The organism is Streptomyces sp. NPDC111802, from assembly GCF_055634335.1.
In genome coordinates this window covers 1-16,431 of the sequence record NZ_JBVKCZ010000036.1, presented here as the reverse complement: position 1 = coordinate 16,431, position 16,431 = coordinate 1, and the positions used below count along the sequence as shown (strand labels likewise).

The 16,431-nt window shown below is 71.8% G+C and carries 17 protein-coding genes; 11 read left to right on the top strand and 6 right to left on the bottom strand.

The features are described 5' to 3' along the window. The first annotated feature begins 17 nt into the window (after positions 1–17). From ACZ7NC_RS32365 to ACZ7NC_RS32350, 4 genes are all read left to right on the top strand, one after another. A complete protein-coding gene (locus ACZ7NC_RS32365; RefSeq protein ID WP_471493303.1) occupies positions 18–1,415 on the top strand; it encodes a GntP family permease in 1,398 nt (465 codons plus the stop codon). Positions 1,416–1,442: 27 nt separating this feature from the next. Continuing rightward, complete coding sequence (locus tag ACZ7NC_RS32360) at positions 1,443–2,204, top strand: SDR family oxidoreductase (protein WP_471493301.1); 762 nt, start codon at positions 1,443–1,445, stop codon at positions 2,202–2,204. Between the two features lie 14 nt (positions 2,205–2,218). Next, a complete protein-coding gene (locus ACZ7NC_RS32355) occupies positions 2,219–3,244 on the top strand; it encodes an L-idonate 5-dehydrogenase (protein ID WP_471493299.1) in 1,026 nt (341 codons plus the stop codon). Positions 3,245–3,381: 137 nt separating this feature from the next. Next, on the top strand, positions 3,382–4,524 hold the full coding sequence (locus ACZ7NC_RS32350; protein WP_471493297.1) for a hypothetical protein: 1,143 nt from the start codon (positions 3,382–3,384) through the stop codon (positions 4,522–4,524). Here the strand turns inward: ACZ7NC_RS32350 and ACZ7NC_RS32345 are convergent. The 4 genes from ACZ7NC_RS32345 to ACZ7NC_RS32330 form a co-directional block, all read right to left on the bottom strand. Beyond that, positions 4,435–5,058 (bottom strand): cytochrome b/b6 domain-containing protein, encoded by a 624-nt coding sequence (locus tag ACZ7NC_RS32345; RefSeq protein ID WP_471493295.1) that lies wholly within the window; start codon positions 5,056–5,058, stop codon positions 4,435–4,437. The genes ACZ7NC_RS32350 and ACZ7NC_RS32345 overlap by 90 nt on opposite strands. Then, positions 5,042–5,791 (bottom strand): molybdopterin-dependent oxidoreductase, encoded by a 750-nt coding sequence (locus ACZ7NC_RS32340; protein ID WP_471493293.1) that lies wholly within the window; start codon positions 5,789–5,791, stop codon positions 5,042–5,044. The genes ACZ7NC_RS32345 and ACZ7NC_RS32340 overlap by 17 nt, the downstream gene beginning before the upstream one ends. A gap of 102 nt (positions 5,792–5,893) precedes the next feature. Next, entirely contained in the window at positions 5,894–7,441 is a 1,548-nt protein-coding gene (locus ACZ7NC_RS32335; protein WP_471493290.1) for an APC family permease, read from the bottom strand. A 192-nt stretch (positions 7,442–7,633) separates the two neighbouring features. Then, entirely contained in the window at positions 7,634–8,584 is a 951-nt protein-coding gene (locus ACZ7NC_RS32330) for a hypothetical protein (protein WP_471493442.1), read from the bottom strand. Between the two features lie 316 nt (positions 8,585–8,900). Here ACZ7NC_RS32330 and ACZ7NC_RS32325 point away from each other — a divergent pair, with 316 nt between their 5' ends. From ACZ7NC_RS32325 to ACZ7NC_RS32310, 4 genes are all read left to right on the top strand, one after another. Beyond that, a complete protein-coding gene (locus ACZ7NC_RS32325) occupies positions 8,901–9,794 on the top strand; it encodes a DMT family transporter (RefSeq protein ID WP_471493287.1) in 894 nt (297 codons plus the stop codon). 33 nt (positions 9,795–9,827) lie between these two features. Beyond that, the gene (locus ACZ7NC_RS32320; RefSeq protein WP_471493285.1) at positions 9,828–10,343 is read left to right on the top strand and encodes an NUDIX hydrolase; all 516 of its coding nucleotides are present in this window, start codon (positions 9,828–9,830) and stop codon (positions 10,341–10,343) included. Positions 10,344–10,407: 64 nt separating this feature from the next. Then, positions 10,408–10,800 carry a YidH family protein gene (locus tag ACZ7NC_RS32315; RefSeq protein WP_471493283.1) on the top strand — a complete coding sequence of 131 codons (393 nt, stop codon included), beginning with the start codon at positions 10,408–10,410 and terminating at the stop codon, positions 10,798–10,800. After that, a complete protein-coding gene (locus tag ACZ7NC_RS32310) occupies positions 10,797–11,126 on the top strand; it encodes a DUF202 domain-containing protein (RefSeq protein ID WP_471493281.1) in 330 nt (109 codons plus the stop codon). Before ACZ7NC_RS32315 ends, ACZ7NC_RS32310 begins: the two co-directional genes overlap by 4 nt. A gap of 746 nt (positions 11,127–11,872) precedes the next feature. On the opposite strand, the gene ACZ7NC_RS32305 is transcribed toward ACZ7NC_RS32310, so the two are convergent. Further along, complete coding sequence (locus ACZ7NC_RS32305; protein ID WP_471493279.1) at positions 11,873–12,850, bottom strand: NADP-dependent oxidoreductase; 978 nt, start codon at positions 12,848–12,850, stop codon at positions 11,873–11,875. A 111-nt stretch (positions 12,851–12,961) separates the two neighbouring features. Here ACZ7NC_RS32305 and ACZ7NC_RS32300 point away from each other — a divergent pair, with 111 nt between their 5' ends. The 3 genes from ACZ7NC_RS32300 to ACZ7NC_RS32290 all read left to right on the top strand — a co-directional run bounded on the left by ACZ7NC_RS32300 (position 12,962) and on the right by ACZ7NC_RS32290 (position 15,702). Next, positions 12,962–13,258, top strand: coding sequence for a hypothetical protein (locus tag ACZ7NC_RS32300; RefSeq protein ID WP_471493276.1), 297 nt, complete (start codon positions 12,962–12,964; stop codon positions 13,256–13,258). Between the two features lie 188 nt (positions 13,259–13,446). Continuing rightward, positions 13,447–14,481: a phosphotransferase family protein gene (locus tag ACZ7NC_RS32295; protein ID WP_471493274.1), complete on the top strand. Its 1,035-nt coding sequence runs from the start codon at positions 13,447–13,449 to the stop codon at positions 14,479–14,481. A 6-nt stretch (positions 14,482–14,487) separates the two neighbouring features. Next, positions 14,488–15,702, top strand: a complete 1,215-nt coding sequence (locus tag ACZ7NC_RS32290) for an acyl-CoA dehydrogenase (RefSeq protein ID WP_471493272.1) — start codon at positions 14,488–14,490, stop codon at positions 15,700–15,702. Between the two features lie 60 nt (positions 15,703–15,762). Here ACZ7NC_RS32290 and ACZ7NC_RS32285 read toward each other — a convergent pair whose 3' ends face one another. After that, a complete protein-coding gene (locus tag ACZ7NC_RS32285; protein ID WP_471493270.1) occupies positions 15,763–16,353 on the bottom strand; it encodes a peptidase inhibitor family I36 protein in 591 nt (196 codons plus the stop codon). Between the last annotated feature and the right edge of the window lie 78 nt (positions 16,354–16,431).

Here is a 16,431-nt window from a genome sequence, read left to right as displayed (position 1 = left end):
CCTGCAAGGGAAACCCCGTGACCAGACTCAGCGTCGAGATGCTGGCAGCGGACACCGTCGAGCCCATCACCTCGGCCGGCCACGCTCAGTTGGGCATCGCCGTCCTGGCGGGCATCGCCGTCATCGTCCTGCTCATCACCAAGTTCAAGCTCCACGCGTTCCTGTCGCTGACCATCGGGTCGCTGGCGCTGGGCGCGTTCGCCGGGGCGCCGCTCGACAAGGTCATCGCCAGCTTCACCACCGGTCTCGGCACCACGGTGGCCGGCGTGGGCGTGCTGATCGCCCTCGGCGCGATCCTCGGCAAGATGCTCGCCGACTCCGGCGGCGCCGACCAGATCGTCGACACCATCCTCGCCAAGGCCGGCGGGCGGTCGATGCCCTGGGCGATGGTGCTGATCGCCTCGGTGATCGGTCTGCCGCTGTTCTTCGAGGTCGGCGTGGTGCTGCTGATCCCGGTCGTACTGATGGTCGCCAAACGCGGCAACTACTCGCTGATGCGCATCGGCATCCCCGCCCTCGCCGGTCTGTCCGTGATGCACGGCCTGGTCCCGCCGCACCCGGGCCCGCTCGTCGCGATCGACGCGGTCGGCGCCAACCTGGGTGTGACGCTGGCGCTCGGCGTCCTCATCGCCATACCGACGGTGATCATCGCCGGTCCGGTGTTCTCGCGGTACGCGGCCCGTTGGGTGGATGTGCCGGCTCCGGACCGGATGATTCCGCAGCGCGTCTCGGAGGAGCTGGACAAGCGTCCCGGCTTCGGCGCCACCCTGACGACCATTCTCCTGCCGGTCGTCCTGATGCTCTCCAAGGCACTGGTCGACATCGTCATCGACGACCCCGAGAACACCGTTCAGCGCGTGTTCGACGTCATCGGCTCGCCGCTGATCGCCCTGCTCGCCTCGGTGCTGGTCGGCATCTTCACCCTGCTCAGGCCCGCGGGCTTCAGCAAGGAGCGGATCTCGCCGCTGGTCGAGAAGAGTCTCGCCCCGATCGCGGGCATCCTGCTCATCGTGGGCGCGGGCGGCGGCTTCAAGCAGACGCTGATCGACACCGGGGTGGGCCAGATGGTCCTGGACATCTCCGAGGACTGGTCGATCCCCGCGCTGCTGCTGGCCTGGCTGATCGCGGTGGCGATCCGGCTGGCGACGGGCTCGGCGACGGTGGCCACGGTCTCCGCGGCCGGTCTGGTCGCCCCGCTCGCGGCCGACATGTCGACGACCCACACGGCCCTGCTCGTCCTGGCCATCGGCGCCGGCTCGCTGTTCTTCAGCCATGTCAACGACGCCGGTTTCTGGCTGGTGAAGGAGTACTTCGGCCTGAGCGTCGGCCAGACCGTCAAGACCTGGTCCGTCATGGAGACGATCATCTCCGTGGTCGCCGGGGGTCTGGTCCTGCTGCTCTCACTGGTCATCTAGCGGTACGACTCGTTCAGGGATACGACGATGACGGCTCACCCCCTCTTCGACATCAGCGGCCGCACGGCCCTGGTCACCGGCTCCAGCCGGGGCATCGGCCTCGCGCTCGCCCGCGGTCTGGCCGAGGCCGGCTGCACGGTGGTGCTCAACGGACGCGACGGCGAACGCCTCGCCGAGGCCGCCGGGGAACTGCCCGGCGACGTCCACACGGCTGTGTTCGACGTGACCGACGGCCCCTCGGTGGCCGCCGGGATCGCGGACGTCGAGGAGCGGGTGGGCCCGCTCGACATCCTGGTCAACAACGCGGGGATGCAACTGCGCGCGCCCCTGCTGGAGTTCACGGACACGGACTGGCACCGCATCCTGGACACCAACCTCACCAGCGCGTTCCTGGTCGGCCGCGAGGCCGCCCGGCGGATGACGGAACGCGGCCACGGAAAGATCGTCAACATCTGCTCGCTGCAGAGCGAGGTGGTCCGCCCCGGCATCGCGCCCTACGCCGCCACCAAGGGCGCGCTGAAGATGCTCACCAAGGGCATGTGCGCCGACTGGGGCCCGTACGGCGTCCAGGTCAACGGCCTCGGCCCCGGCTACATCGAGACCGAGCTGACCCGACCCCTCGTCGCGGACGAGGAGTTCAGCGCGTGGGTGCGCCGCCGCACCCCGGCCGGACGCTGGGGCCGTACGGAGGACCTGGTGGGCGGGGTGCTGTTCCTCGCCTCTGCGGCCGCCGACTTCGTCAGCGGACAGGTGCTGTATGTCGACGGCGGCATGACCAGCGTGCTGTGAAGGAGGCTGCGGGGATGCTCGGTTGTGTGATCCACGCTCGGGGCGACCTGCGGGTCGAGGAACTGCCGGTGCCCGTCCCGAGCCCCGGACAGGCGCTGGTGGCCGTGCGCTACGGCGGCGTCTGTGGCTCCGATCTGCACTATTGGCGGCACGGCGGGGTCGGCGACTTCCGGCTGAGGGAACCGATGGTGCTCGGGCACGAGGTGGTCGGCACGGTCGTCGCGTACGGCGACGGCGCCTCGGGTCCCCTCGCCGGTACGGCCGTCGCCGTGCACCCCGCCACTGCCTGCGCGGTCTGCCCGGAGTGCGCGGACGGCCGGCGCAATGTCTGCCGGGACACCCGTTACCTCGGCAGCGCGGCCCGCTTTCCGCATGTGCAGGGCGGCTTCGCGGCCCAAGTGGCCGTCCCGGCCGACCAGTTGCGACCGCTCCCGGCCGGCCTCGACCTGCGCCGGGCGGCGCTCGCCGAGCCGCTGTCCGTCGCGCTGCACGCGGTGCGCCGGGCTGGGAAGGTGGCCGACAGGCATGTCCTGGTCACCGGTGCCGGGCCCATCGGCTGTCTGGTGGTCGCGGCGGCGAAGGCGGCCGGCGCGGCCCGCGTGACGGTGACGGACCTGCTCCCGGCGGCCCTTGAGTACGCGCGGATCGCCGGCGCCGACGCCGTCGTACGGGCGGATGATCCGGACGACGCCGGGTGGCCTTCCGAGGTGGACGTGGCGATCGAGGCGTCGGGGGTGGCCGCCGGGCTGGACACCTGTCTGCGGCTGGTGCGGCGCGGCGGAGTCGTGGTGCAGCTGGGGATGCTTCCGCCGGGGCAGAGTCCGTTCGCGGGGAACCTCGTGGTGAGCCGGGAGATCGAGCTGCGCGGGGCGTTCCGCTTCGACGGGGAGTTCGACGCGGCGCTGGAACTGCTCGCCGCCGAGCCGTCGTTCGACGGGCTGGTCAGCGCGGTGGTGCCGGTCGGGAAGGCCGAGGAGGGGTTCGCGCTGGCGGCCGACCGGAGCCGGTCGTGCAAGGTGCTGCTGGACTTCGGCGGCTGAACCTCCGCGGTGCCAGGTGCCCGGACTCACACGGACGATCACTTGAAGCGGCTTCCCCCGGGGGCGCCTTCGGCCTGATGATGAGGCAACCTGGAGGCTCACTCGGCCGTCGGGGGCGAGGACTTCGGGGGGGCGTCATGGCGGTTTCCCTCGGGATGCGTATCTCGGGGCTGCTCGTCGCAGGGGCGGTGGCGGTGGCCGCCGTGGCTTTCACCGGTGACGGTGGTGACACGGCGGACGGCAGGGGCGACGGGGGCTCGATCAGCACCGCCGGGCCCACGGCCGGTGCCGGGCGGCTGCCGACCGACCCGGTCGGCAATTCCGCTGCCCCGCCGGGGCAACGGCCCGACGGGCACATCGGCGCACCCGCCTCCACGGACACGCCCAGCGCTTCGGCGCGCAACGGCACGGCGAGTGCACCCCCGAGCCCCTCCCCCAGCTCCTCCGTGAGCCAGAAGCTCCTCGAAGTCCCCGACTGGCTGCCGCTCGGCCCCGATTCACCGGACACCGACGGCACCCCTGACCCGGCGAGCGTGTACGACCTGCTGCGCGATCCCGCCGAGTGCGGGGCCGCCCAGCGCGTGATCCCCCGGCTCACGTCCGACGGCGGCTGGAGGCTGCTGCGCGGTCTGGCCGCGGCCTGTCTGGCCGTGCGGGGCGAGGGCGGCAGCTGGCAGCAGGCGGTCCGGGACCATGCCGCGGCGAAGGGCGCGGCCGACTCCTGCAAGGGACGGGCCGCGTATGCCGTGCTCGGCGGGCTGCTCGACTTCCACCGGCGGCATCCCGAAGTGACGGTGCGTCTGAAGCCCGCGTCGAGCGGTACACCTGCCTGCCGCTACCGGATCGCCGGGGTGGACACGGGCGGCGACGCCGAGGCCAGGCCCGGTGAGGTGGTCGGGATCGAGCTGGCGGACATGTACTTCGACCCCGCCGAGTCGCTGCCGGCCGGGGGCGTGAGCATCGGCGGGGTGCCGGTGCCCGGCGTGCCCGTCCCGCAGCCGGTGGCGGGCGGCGGGACCTCGCTGTCGGTGGTCGTACCGGCGCTGGAGCCGGGCCCCGTGGATGTGGCCGTACGGTACGGCGGAACCGAGATCCGGCTGCCGGGCGCCTTCACGGTCGCCGCTCCCGACGTGGTGCCGGAACCGGACGTGGACACGGGCACACCCGGCGATCCGGCGACGCTGACCGCCTCATGGCCGCCAGAGCCGGTGCTCCCGCTCGGCCCACTCCCGGCTGACCAGGCCGGTCCGCATACCCCGCCGGGCCTGCGGATCCCCTAGCGCCATTCCGATGTGTCCCGCGAGGACGATGCCGATGGTGAGGGCCAGCCAGTCGTGCACGAAGGTCGCGCTGGTGCGCCACTCAAGCGGCGTGAGATGGGTGAACCACATGATGAGACCGGTGCCGAGCATCACCAGGGTCGCACCGGAGATCCAGGCCGCGTAGATCTTCTGGCCGGCGTTGAACTTGCCCGCGGGCCGGGACGAGCGCCGCTTGTCGCGGCGCAGGGCGGCGCGCAGCCAGACGCGGTCGTGCGGGCCGAAGCGGTTGAGGAAGCCGAGGTCGGCGCGGAACAGCCTGGAGGCGAGGCCGGCCAGGACGGGCACGGGCAGGGCGAGGCCGGCCCACTCGTGGACACGGACCACCAGCTCGCGGCGGCCGACGAGTTCCGCGAACTGCGGGATGTACAGACAGGCGGCGGTCGCCACGCACACGCCCATCAGCGCGGCCGTCGTACGGTGCACCCAGCGCGTGGCGGGGCCGAAGCGCCGGACGCCGGCGGCCGCGGGGGGTGGGTCAGCTCGTAGGGTCATCGTCGCGTCCGTTCGAGCGGCCGACCCAGGCGTCGACGTCGTAGCCCCGTTCCTCCCAGTAGCCGGGGCGCACGTCCTCGGTGACGGTGATGCCGGAGAGCCACTTGGCCGACTTGTAGAAGTACATGGGGGCCACATAGAGGCGGACCGGGCCGCCGTGGGCGTGGCCCAGGTCCTTGTCCTGCATGCGCAGGGCGACGAGGACGTCCGCGCGGCGGGCCTGGTCGAGGGTGAGGCTCTCGCTGTACGCGCCGTCGAAGCAGGTGAAGCGCACCGCCCCGGCCCCCTTGCGCACCCCGGCCGCGTCGAGGAGCCGGGACAGGCGCACCCCCTCGAAGGGCGTGCCGGGCACCCGCCAGCCGGTGACGCACTGGACGTCGCGCACCATCCGGGTCTGCGGCAGGGCGCGCAGGTCGGCCAGTGTGTAGGTCCGGGGGCGGTCGACCAGACCGTCGATCTTGAGGCGGTAGGTCGTGGCGTTCTTGCGGGGTACGGAGGAGGTCACCGAGTAGTAGCGGAAGCCGCCGCCGTTGGGCAGCAGGTCCGTGAGGCCGGTGGGGTCCTTGTCGGACGCGCCGGCGAGGAAGGACTCCAGGCCGCGCTGGAGGGTGGGCGCGGTGATCACGCCGAGGGCGCCCAGGCCGAGGGTGCCGAGCAGGACACGGCGACCGATCGGTTTGCCCTTGACCTCGCCCTGTTCGTCGCCCTCGTTCTCGGGCTGCTCGGGGTTCACGTACTTATTCGAACACCCGCGACCCCGGGCGGACCAGGGATCGCGGGTGCTCGTCAGACTTCCGTAACCACTTCTCACCCGGCTCTCGGAAGTGGTCTTCGGCTACGACCCCTCGGTCGCCGCCTTCTCCAGCTGGAACGCCTCGTTGCCGAGCCCGATACGGGCGTGCCGCTCGGGTGCGCGGGAGCGCAGCAGCAGGCCCTGAACCACGCCGGCGACCAGCGCGAGGGCGATGACGGCGGGCAGCGCCCAGCTCAGGGCCGAGTCGGGGCCGGCGCCGATCAGGACGTCGAAGTCCTTGACCGTGTACACGACGATGAACAGCAGCCCCACGACCGAGAGCCCGGATGCGGCCAGCCGCCAGAACTGGGCGGCGACGGCCCCGCGCCGTACGAAGAAGACGATGACGGAGACCGACGCGGCCGCCATCAGCGCGGCGACGCCCAGCGCGCCGAGGTTGCCCATCCAGGTGAACAGGTGCAGCACCGGTGCCGTCGGGTCACCGGTCGGCTTGTCGTCGGCGAACGCGAACGCGGCGACGACCACGAGCGAGATCACGGTCTGGAGCAGCGAACCCGTGCCGGGCGCGCCGCTCGCGCCGCTGGTGCGGCCGAAGGCGGACGGCAGCAGGCCCTCGCGGCCCATCGCGAAGGCGTAGCGGGCGACGACGTTGTGGAAGCTGAGCATGGCCGCGAACATGCCGGTCACGAAGAGCACGTGCAGGGCGTCGGTGAACGTCTCGCCGAGCAGGTCCTCGGTGAGGAAGAACAGCAGCCCGGCGCTCTGGTCCCGCGCGGTGCCGACGATCGCCGAGGGTCCGGCGGCGACGGTGTAGGCCCAGCAGCTGATCGTGTAGAACACCGCGATGCCACCGATGGCGAGGAACATCACGCGGGGCACGAGGACATGCGGGCGGCTGGTCTCCTCGGCGTAGACGGGGGCCTGCTCGAAGCCGAGGAAGGCGGCGACGCAGAAGCACAGGGCGGTGCCGATGCCCGCGCCGCTGAGGGTGTCCGGGTTGAAGGCGTGCAGCGACAGCCCCTCCTTGCCCGGGTCGGCGATGGCGGCGACGTCGAAGACGACCACGAGGACGACCTCGATGATCAGCAGGACGCCGAGCACCCGCGCGTTGAGGTCGATCTTCAGCCAGCCGAGCGCGCCGACCACGAGCACGGCGAGGAGCGCCGGTATCCACCAGGCGAGCTCCAGGTCGAGATAGGTGGCGAACAGCCCGGACACCTCGAAGCCGAAGATGCCGTAGATGCCGACCTGGAGCGCGTTGTAGGCGACGAGGGCGACCATCGCGGCGCCGGCGCCGGCCGTGCCGCCGAGGCCGCGGGAGATGTACGCGTAGAAGGCGCCGGCGTTGTGGACGTGCCGGCTCATCTCGGCGTACCCCACGCTGAACAGGGCGAGGACGACGCCGAGGATCACGAAGAGCAGCGGCTGACCGAGGATGCCCATCACCCCGAAGGTCGTGGGCATGACACCCGCGACGACCATCAGGGGCGCGGTGGCGGCGAGCACGGACAGCAGCAGGCCCGTGGTCCCCAGCCGGTCGGCGCGCAGGGCACGGTCCTGCCCCTTGAACGTACTGATGCCGCCGCCGTCGGCGATGGCTCTGCTCGTGCTGGAACTGCCCGTCGTCATCGAAAGACCGTCCTTCGTCGGGTCGGGGGCGCGTGTGCGCGGTCGGGGGGCGGGGCGTTTGCGTGCGGTCCGGATCGGGGGTGGTTCGGTTCGGTCCGGGTCAGGGGCCTTGCGCGCGCGGTCCGGGGTCGATCGCGCTCGCGGGCGGGGTGGGCGTGCGGTCGGGGCGGTGTGTGCGTCAGGTCGGGGCTCTCACGTCGTGCCGAGCGCGGTGTCGCGTGCGGTGCGGAAGGCGGAGTACGGCTCACGGTCGGGGTACGACCACGGCGACGGGGTGGCGTGTTCGCCGATGCGGTGGAACAGGGCGGCGGCCTCGGCGCCCCGGCCCTCGCAGACCTTGGCGTGGGCGAGGAAGTTCAGATCGATCAGTCGGCGCGGGTGGCCCTCCTGCTCCCACTCCAGCCACCAGTCGAAGGCGGCCCGCATCACCTGCCGGGCCCGCCGGCCGGTCCAGTGCCCGGAGGCCGCGGCGTCACGCGGCTCGTGTCCGGACGCGGCCAGGACGCGGTAGCGCTCGGCGTGGGCGATGACCGGGAGGATGGCGAGCGGGGAGTCCGCCGGGGCCCGCTCGGCGGACTCGATGGCGAAGTCGTAGACCTCGTGCATCGGGTCGGCGCCGGTGCCGGACCGGTGCTCGGCGAGCCGGGCGACCATCACATGGTGGGCGTGGTGGTGATCGGCATACCGGGCGCGGACCTCGGCGAACAAGCGCCGCACCTCCACCTCGGCGCCGAGGGCGCTCTCCAGCATGAGCAGGCCGAGCCAGGGGGTGGGGTCGGCGGGCGCGAGCGTGGCGGCGGTGTGGCAGGCCTCGCGGGCACGGACCGGTTTCTCCTTGCCGCGCAGGGCCCGCTGGACCTGGGCGAGGGCGAGCAGGACGGCGGCGTCCGCGGAGTCCGGCTCGGCGAGCAGCCAGTCGCGGGTCCAGGGGACGCTGTACGGCTCCTGGGCGAGGACGGTGACGCGGTGCCCTCTGCGGTCCCAGTCGTCGCCGGTCCGGGCGAGCAGTGAGCGGGCCGTCTGCCATCTGCCCTGGGCCAGTGCGGCACGGGCCGCGGCGAGCTCGGCGTCGTCGAGGGCCGCGTCGAAGGCGTGCGCTGCGCGCTTGCGGCCGCGGCCGAGGGGTGGCGGAGGTGGGGACACCGTTCCGGGTCCTGTTGTGAGCAGAATGTGGACAGTCATCAAACGATCACACACAGCAAACCCGCAGCCAACGGTTCGCGTCAAGGGCCGCCGAGGCGTTACACGCGTCAACTTCTGTTACTGGTGTGGCAGTTGAGACATTCCGAGACATTCAATATGCCCGCAAATGCCGGATTTATTGGCAGTGTGTGGCGTACGTCATGGCAATGTGGGCATCCGCACCGCACGATTGCTGGAACGCGCATGCCGGGCTCGGGGCCGCTACAGTCGGCCCTTACCGCACCCCGTCCGCCCGGCAGGATTCGAGGTACGCAGCGTGTCGCTCCAGATTCTGATACTCGCCGTCACCGCGGCGTGCTGCCTGGGCTTCGGTTTCGTCCTGCAGCAGAACGCGGCCCAGAAGGCACCGCTGAGCGACTTCCTCTCGCCGCGGATCCTCCTGGACCTGATGAAGGTGCCGCGCTGGCTCGGCGGCATCGGCCTGATGGTGGTCGGCATGGCGCTCGGCGCGATGGCACTGGGCCAGGGCGAGATCTCCCTGGTGGAACCACTGCTCGCGACGAACCTGCTGTTCGCGCTGATGCTCTCCCGGCGCCAGACCAAGCAGCCCCTCGGCCGCCAGGGCTGGACGGGCCTCGCACTGCTCGCTGGCGGCGTGACGGCGTTCATCGTCGCAGGCCAGCCGACCGGTGGTACGGCGGCCAGCGACCCGTTCCGGCACTGGCTGATCATCGGCGTCATGATCGGAGTGGCCCTGCTGCTCACGACGTACGCCAAACGTTCCCGGCTCAGCTCGGGCCCGGCGCTGCTGGCGACCGCGGCCGGTCTTCTGTACGGCGTGCAGGACGCTCTGACGCGAGTGACCGGGGAGCGGTTCGCCGAGGGCGGCATCATGGAGGTCCTGACCGGCTGGCAGCCGTACGCCGTGGCGGCGCTCGGCCTCACCGGGCTGATCCTGGTCCAGAGCGCCTTCGAGACGGCGTCCCTGCGCATGTCCCTGCCCGCCCTGACCGCCGCCCAGCCGCTGGCCGGCATTCTCTGCGGCGTCGGCTTCCTCGGCGACCGGCTCCGCACCGACGCGGGCGCGCTGGCGTGGGAGGCCGCGGGCCTCGCCGGGATCGTGGTCGGCATCATCTGCCTCGGCACGCATGCGGCGATGCCGTGCGGGGCGACCCAGCCGAAGCGCACGCCTGCCCTTCAGACGCCCTGACCGCCTCCCGGGCCGCCCTGCTTGGATGGCCGCATGAGCTCTGCTGACGAGATCCTCGACATCGTCGACGAACAGGACCGGGTCATCGGGCGGTCCCCGCGCGGCGAGGCCTACACCAAGGGCCTGCGCCACCGATGCGTGTTCATCGAGGCCCGGGACGCGCAGGGCCGCCTCTTCGTCCATCGCCGCACGCCCACCAAGCTGGTGTTCCCCTCGCGGTACGACATGTTCGTCGGCGGGGTGGTCGGCGCGGGCGAGTCCTACGACGACGCCGCGCTGCGCGAGGCCGAGGAGGAGCTCGGGGTGAGCGGGCTGCCCCGGCCGTCGTACCTGTTCAAGTTCCTCTACGACGACGGTGCCGGGCAGACCTGGTGGTCGGCGGTGTACGAGGTGCGCTGCGAGCTGCCGGTGAGTCCCCAGGTGGAGGAGGTCGCCTGGCACGACTTCCTGCCCGAGGCCGAGGTGGAACGGCGGCTGCCGGAGTGGGCGTGGGTGCCCGACGGGCTGGCCGCGTACGAGCGCCTACGGGCCTACCGCACGGCCCGCTGACCCGCCCCCCCTCGCGGCGGGACTGACGACGCCCGCCGACGGGAGCCCGGATAGGGTCGTGCATGTGATCGAGTTCGCACGAAACGTCCGGCTGTGGTTCGCGCCCCAGGGGATCCGGCGGGAGGGCAGCACTCCCGACTACCGGTTCTCGCTGGCGAACGAGCGCACCTTCCTGGCCTGGCTGCGTACCGCGCTCGCACTGATCGGCGGGGGCTTCGCGGTCGACCAGTTCCTGCCGGACCTGCGCTGGGGCTGGCGCGTCGGACTGGCGCTCGCGCTGCTCGCGGCGGGTGTGCTGTGCTCGCTGCGCGCGGTCAATCACTGGGTGCGCTGCGAGCGGGCGATGCGCCGGGGCGAGGATCTGCCGGTGTCACGCTTCCCGGCGGTGCTGAGCCTGGTGGTCGCGGTCGTGGCCGTCGCGATGGTCGTCGTCGTGCTGGTCGGGTGGGAGGGATGAGCGCCGGGCCGGCCGTGGAGCCGGTGCGTGATCCGGGGCTGCAGCCCGAGCGGACGCGGCTGGCGTGGCGCCGTACGACACTGTCCGGCACCGTGGCCGCCGTACTCGCCGTACGGACCGCGCTGCACGGCGGGGTCTCGGTCGCCGGGGGCGTCGTCTGCGCCCTGTGCTGCGGGCTGTGGCTGGGCTTCCTGGCCCTCGCCCACCAACGCATCCGCACCCTCGCCGCGTCGACCGAGCCCGCGGCACTGTCCCCGCGACAGGCCACGGCCACCGTCCTGCTCACGGTGTCCCTGGCCGTGTGCGCGGCCGCGCTGCTCTTCTGAGACGAACGGCGGCGTGCGCCATCCCGTGCGACACCCCCACGCTCCACTTCTGAGACCGACGGCCCCTCGGGGCTGGTCCGCCCTCTGCCCCAGCCCACCCGGCACCACGACGCTGCTCCCCTGAAACCGGCGACCCCCGGGCCAGCCCGCCCCCTACCCCAGCGCTACCGGCGCCACGACACTGCTCCCCTGAAACCGGCGACCCCCGGGCCAGCCCGCCCCCTACCCCAGCGCTACCGGCGCCACAACGCTGCTCACCTGAGACCGGCGAACCTCGTCCAGCCCGCCCCCCACCCACAGCCCGTCCGGCCACCGCGCCCCACTTCTGAAACCGGCAGCCCCTCTGGACTGGTCCGCCCTCTGCCACGGACCTCCGGCGCCACGACGCTGCTCACCGGAGACCGGCGAACCTCGTCCAGCCCGCCCCCACCCACAGCCCGTCCGACACCGCCTTCTGAGACCGACGGCCCCTCTGCTGGCCCACCCTCGGCCACGGCCCGTCCGGCGCCACGACCCTGCTCCCCTGAAACCGGCGAACCTCCGCCAGATCCGCCCCCACCCTCAGCCCGACCGGCCCCCGCGCACCTCTTCTGACGTCAACGGCCCCCTGGGCTAGCCCACCCCTGCCCCAGCCCATCCGGCACCGCCACGCCGCTCCCCAACACCGATCTCCCCCGCGCCAGCCCGCCCCCACCCCATCCCTCCCAACACCACCACGCCCTCCCCCCGAGACCAGCGCCCCCGCACTATTCCGCCCCCTGCCAAAGCCCCTCCGGCACCGCCGCCTCCTCCGTGTCCCAGTTCACGGTCACCACGATCTTGCCGCGGGTGCGGCCCTCCTGGTTCAGTTGGTGGGCGTCCGCCGCACGTTCCAGGGGGAACGTCTCCGAGACATGCACCGTCACCACGCCCTGCTCCGCCAGCTCGGACAGCCGTAGCAGGTCCTCGGTGTCGGGACGGACGAAGTAGTAGCGGCCGCCGTAGTCGAAGACGTCGGGGTCGGCGATCGACACCAGGCGGCCCTCGGGGGCCAGCAGGTTGGCGGAGGCCTTCAGTGCCTCGCCGCCGACCGTGTCGAAAGCCGCGTCCACGCCCTCGGGCGCCAGCCCGCGCACCCGTTCCGTCAGCCCGTCGCCGTACTCCACCGGCTCGCCGCCGAGCTCGCGGACGAAGTCGTGGTTGTGCGCGCTCGCCGTGCCGATCACGCGGGCGCCCAGATGGCGGGCGAGCTGGACGGCGATCGAGCCCACCCCGCCCGCCGCGGCGTGCACGAGGACGGTCTCGCCGCGCTTGACCTGGAGCACCTTGGTCAGCACCTGATATGCCGTCAGCCCCACCAGCGGCAGGCCGGCCGCCGCCTCCCAGGTGAGGTTGCGGGGCTTGCGCGCCAGCGTGCGCACGGGAGCGGCGACGTACTCGGCGAAGGTGCCGCGCGAGAGGAGGTCCTCGCGCACGTACCCGATCACCTCGTCGCCGACGCCGAACTCCGTCACGGAGACGCCCGGTTGGACGACGACACCGGAGACGTCCCAGCCCGGGACCACCGGGAAGGCCGGCTCCAGCATCCGGTCCATGTAGCCCTCGCGGCACTTCCAGTCGACCGGGTTGACCGCCGCCGCCCGCACCTTGACCAGCACGGAGTCGGGGCCGACCCGCGGGTCGCGCAGATCTCCGTATGCGAGCACCTCGGGCCCGCCGTAGCGTGAGTAGCTGATCCCCTTCATGGGTCGACCCTCCGGCGTGGCCGAGCGCCACGCAAGCCGAATGACCCGATATGCGGCGTTCGCGTGGCAGCCTGTCCGACGTCACGAACCGCTTCTCCGAAGGCGAGCAGCATGACCACCCTTCACACGGAACACCCCGCCCACACCCACGCCCACGGCCCCGACTGCGGGCACACCGCGGTGCGGCACGGCGACCACACCGACTACGCGCACGACGGCCACCTGCACCGCGAGCACTCCGGCCACTGGGACGAGTGCGAAAGTGACGGGCACGTCGCACACGAGGGCCACACCCATCAGCACGGCGCCGACTGCGGGCACGAGAGCGTCCGGCACGGCGACCACATCGACTACCTGCACGACGGCCACCGGCACGCCTCGCACGACGGCCACTGGGACGACCACTGAGCCCGTCCACCGACCCCGGCCGGCCGGCCCTACCGGCCGAGAAGGCACCACCGACAGCTCCCCGGCGCTCCGCGCGGGGAGCTGTCGGCCTATGGTGGCTCCGATCACGTTCGGCTCCGCCACTGGACGACATACCGACTGGTCGGCATCATGAGTCAGGTCCAGTTCACCTGTCTTAGGAGCGCTCTATGAGCCCCGACCATCCGCCCGGACTCGATCTCGAACGGCTGCGCGGCCTGCTCGAGCGCGAGCGGCCCGGTCTGGCGCAGGGTCCGCTGACCGGCCGGCTGATCGAGGGCGGACGGTCGAACCTCACCTACGCGGTCTCCGACGGGACCTCGAAGTGGGTCGTACGGCGGCCCCCGCTCGGCCACGTCCTCGCCACGGCGCACGACATGAAGCGCGAGCACCGCGTCATCAGCGCGCTGCACCCGACGAACGTGCCGGTGCCGCGGCCGGTGCTGCTGTGCGAGGACGACGAGGTGCTCGGGGCGCCGTTCTACGTCATGGAGTTCGTCAAGGGCACCCCGTACCGCACGGCCGACCAGCTCGCCCCGCTCGGCGCGGAGCGCACCCGGGGCGCGGTGCTGTCGCTGGTGGACACGCTCGTCGAGCTGCACGCGGTGGATCCGGCGTCGGTGGGCCTCGATGACTTCGGCCGGCCCGAGGGCTTCCTCGACCGCCAACTGCGCCGCTGGGGCAAGCAGTTGGACGCCTCCCGCAACCGCGACCTGGCCGGCATCGACGAGCTGCACGCGACGCTCGGCCGCAGGCTGCCGGCCTCTCCCGCGGCGACGGTGGTCCACGGCGACTACCGGCTGGACAACGTCCTCATCGGTGAGGACGACAAGATCAAGGCGATCCTCGACTGGGAGATGTCGACGCTGGGCGACCCGCTGACCGACCTGGGTCTGCTGGTCATGTACAGCATGCCGCTCGGCATGCCCGACTCCCCCGTCTCCACGACCGCCGAGGCCCCGGGGCATCCGGATCCGGCCGAGCTGATCGAGCGGTACGCCGCGCGCTCGGGGCGCGACGTCTCCGCGGTCTCCTGGTACACGGCGTTCGCATGGTTCAAGCTCGCCGTGATCCTGGAGGGCATCCACTACCGCTACACGCTGGGCCAGACGGTCGGCCGCGGCTTCGACCGCATCGGGGACCTGGTCCCGGTCTTCATCGAGCACGGCCTGACCACGCTTCAAGACGGCATCCAGGAAGGCTGACGGGACATGGACTTCGCGTTCGACGCACGCACCGAGGAGCTGCGCGCCAAGCTGCTGGCCTTCATGGACGAGTACGTCTATCCGGCCGAGGCGGTGGCGGAGGAGCAGCGGGCCGCGCTGGCGTCCCCGTGGGACACGCCCGCCGTGGTCGAGGAGCTCAAGGCCGAGGCGCGCAGGCAGGGCCTGTGGAACCTCTTCCTGCCCGACGCCGAGTACGGCGCCGGCCTCACCAACCTCCAGTACGCCCCGCTCGCCGAGATCACCGGCCGCTCCCCGCAGCTGGCGCCGACCGCGCTGAACTGCGCGGCGCCGGACACCGGGAACATGGAGGTGCTGGCCCAGTTCGCCGACGAGCAGCAGCGGAAGCAGTGGCTGGAGCCGCTGCTGGCCGGTGAGATCCGCTCGGCGTTCGCGATGACCGAGCCGGAGGTGGCCTCCTCGGACGCCACCAACATCACCACGCACATCGAGCGGGACGGCGACGAGTACGTCATCACCGGCCGCAAGTGGTACATCTCCGGGGCGATGAACCCGGACTGCAAGATCTTCATCGTGATGGGCAAGACCGACCCGGACGGCGAGGACATCCGCCGTCAGCAGTCCATGATCCTGGTCCCCCGCGACACCCCGGGCGTCACGGTCCAGCGCGCGATGCAGGTCTTCGGCTACGAGGACCACTACCACGGCGGCCACGCCGAGGTGGTCTTCGACCACGCGCGCGTGCCGGTGGCCAACCTCATCGGCGAGGAGGGCGGCGGCTTCGCCATCGCCCAGGCCCGGCTCGGCCCCGGCCGGATCCACCACTGCATGCGGCTGATCGGCATGGCCGAGCGGGCGATCGAGCTGATGTGCCGCCGGGCGGTGTCCCGGAACGCCTTCGGCAAGTCGCTGGCCCAGCAGGGCGTGGTCCACAACTGGATCGCCGACGCGCGGGTGACGGTCGAGCAGCTGCGGCTGCTGGTGCTGAAGACGGCCTGGCTGATGGACACCGTCGGCAACAAGGGCGCTCACACCGAGATCCAGTCCATCAAGATCGCCACTCCGCGTGCCGTGGTCGACATCATCGACCGGGCGATCCAGCTGCACGGCGCGGGCGGCGTCAGCCAGGACTTCCCGCTGGCCGAGCTGTACGCCGGGGCGCGGACGCTGATGATCGCCGACGGGCCGGACGAGGTGCACCAGCGGTCGCTGGCGCGGCGGGAGTTGAAGAAGTACCTGTAGCGTCTGTGGCCGGCGTACGGCATGTACGTGCCCGTACGCCGGCCACAGACGACATAGGTCCTAGCCGCAGGGGATTACGTAGCGGACGGGGTTCCAGTCGCCGTGCGCGTCGAAGCTGTACGCCTGCGGCGTCTTGTAGATCATGGTGCCGCTGGGGTTGTACATCCGGGCCCGGCGGCTCTCCAGGTTGCGGGTCTGGTCGTTGATCCAGGAACCGCCCCTGCCCCAGGTGGACACGTAGTACCTCGTATTGCACTGGAACATATCGATCCGGGTCCCCTCGAAGCCGTCTTTCCGGTAGGCACAGAAGTTCCCCGACACCCCCGGAGAACGGCACGGGTCGGCCGCGGCGCGCATCCCGTTGCCCGAGGCGAAGTCGCGCGGGTGGGCCTCGCCCGGCAGGGCGACGAGGACCTCACCCTTGCCGTTGAGGTCGATCTTGTTGAGCGCGACCTGAGTCCCGCCCATCTTCTTCAGGTAGCGATCCACGTCCGCCTGCAGCGCCGTGCTCTGCACACTTGTCAGGTGCGCGGACTCGGCCTGCTGGGCGAAGCGCGAGGCCGCCGGCGCCCCCGGTCCTGCCTCGGCCGTGCCCACGCCCGTGACGAGCATGAGCAACCCGCCTGCCACCGCCATACCGGTCTTGTGCATGTACCGCATATCTCTCCTTCGACTCACGGGCACGGCTTGTGCCCACGTCCGCACGCCGCCGGATCCCGGGGCGTGCCG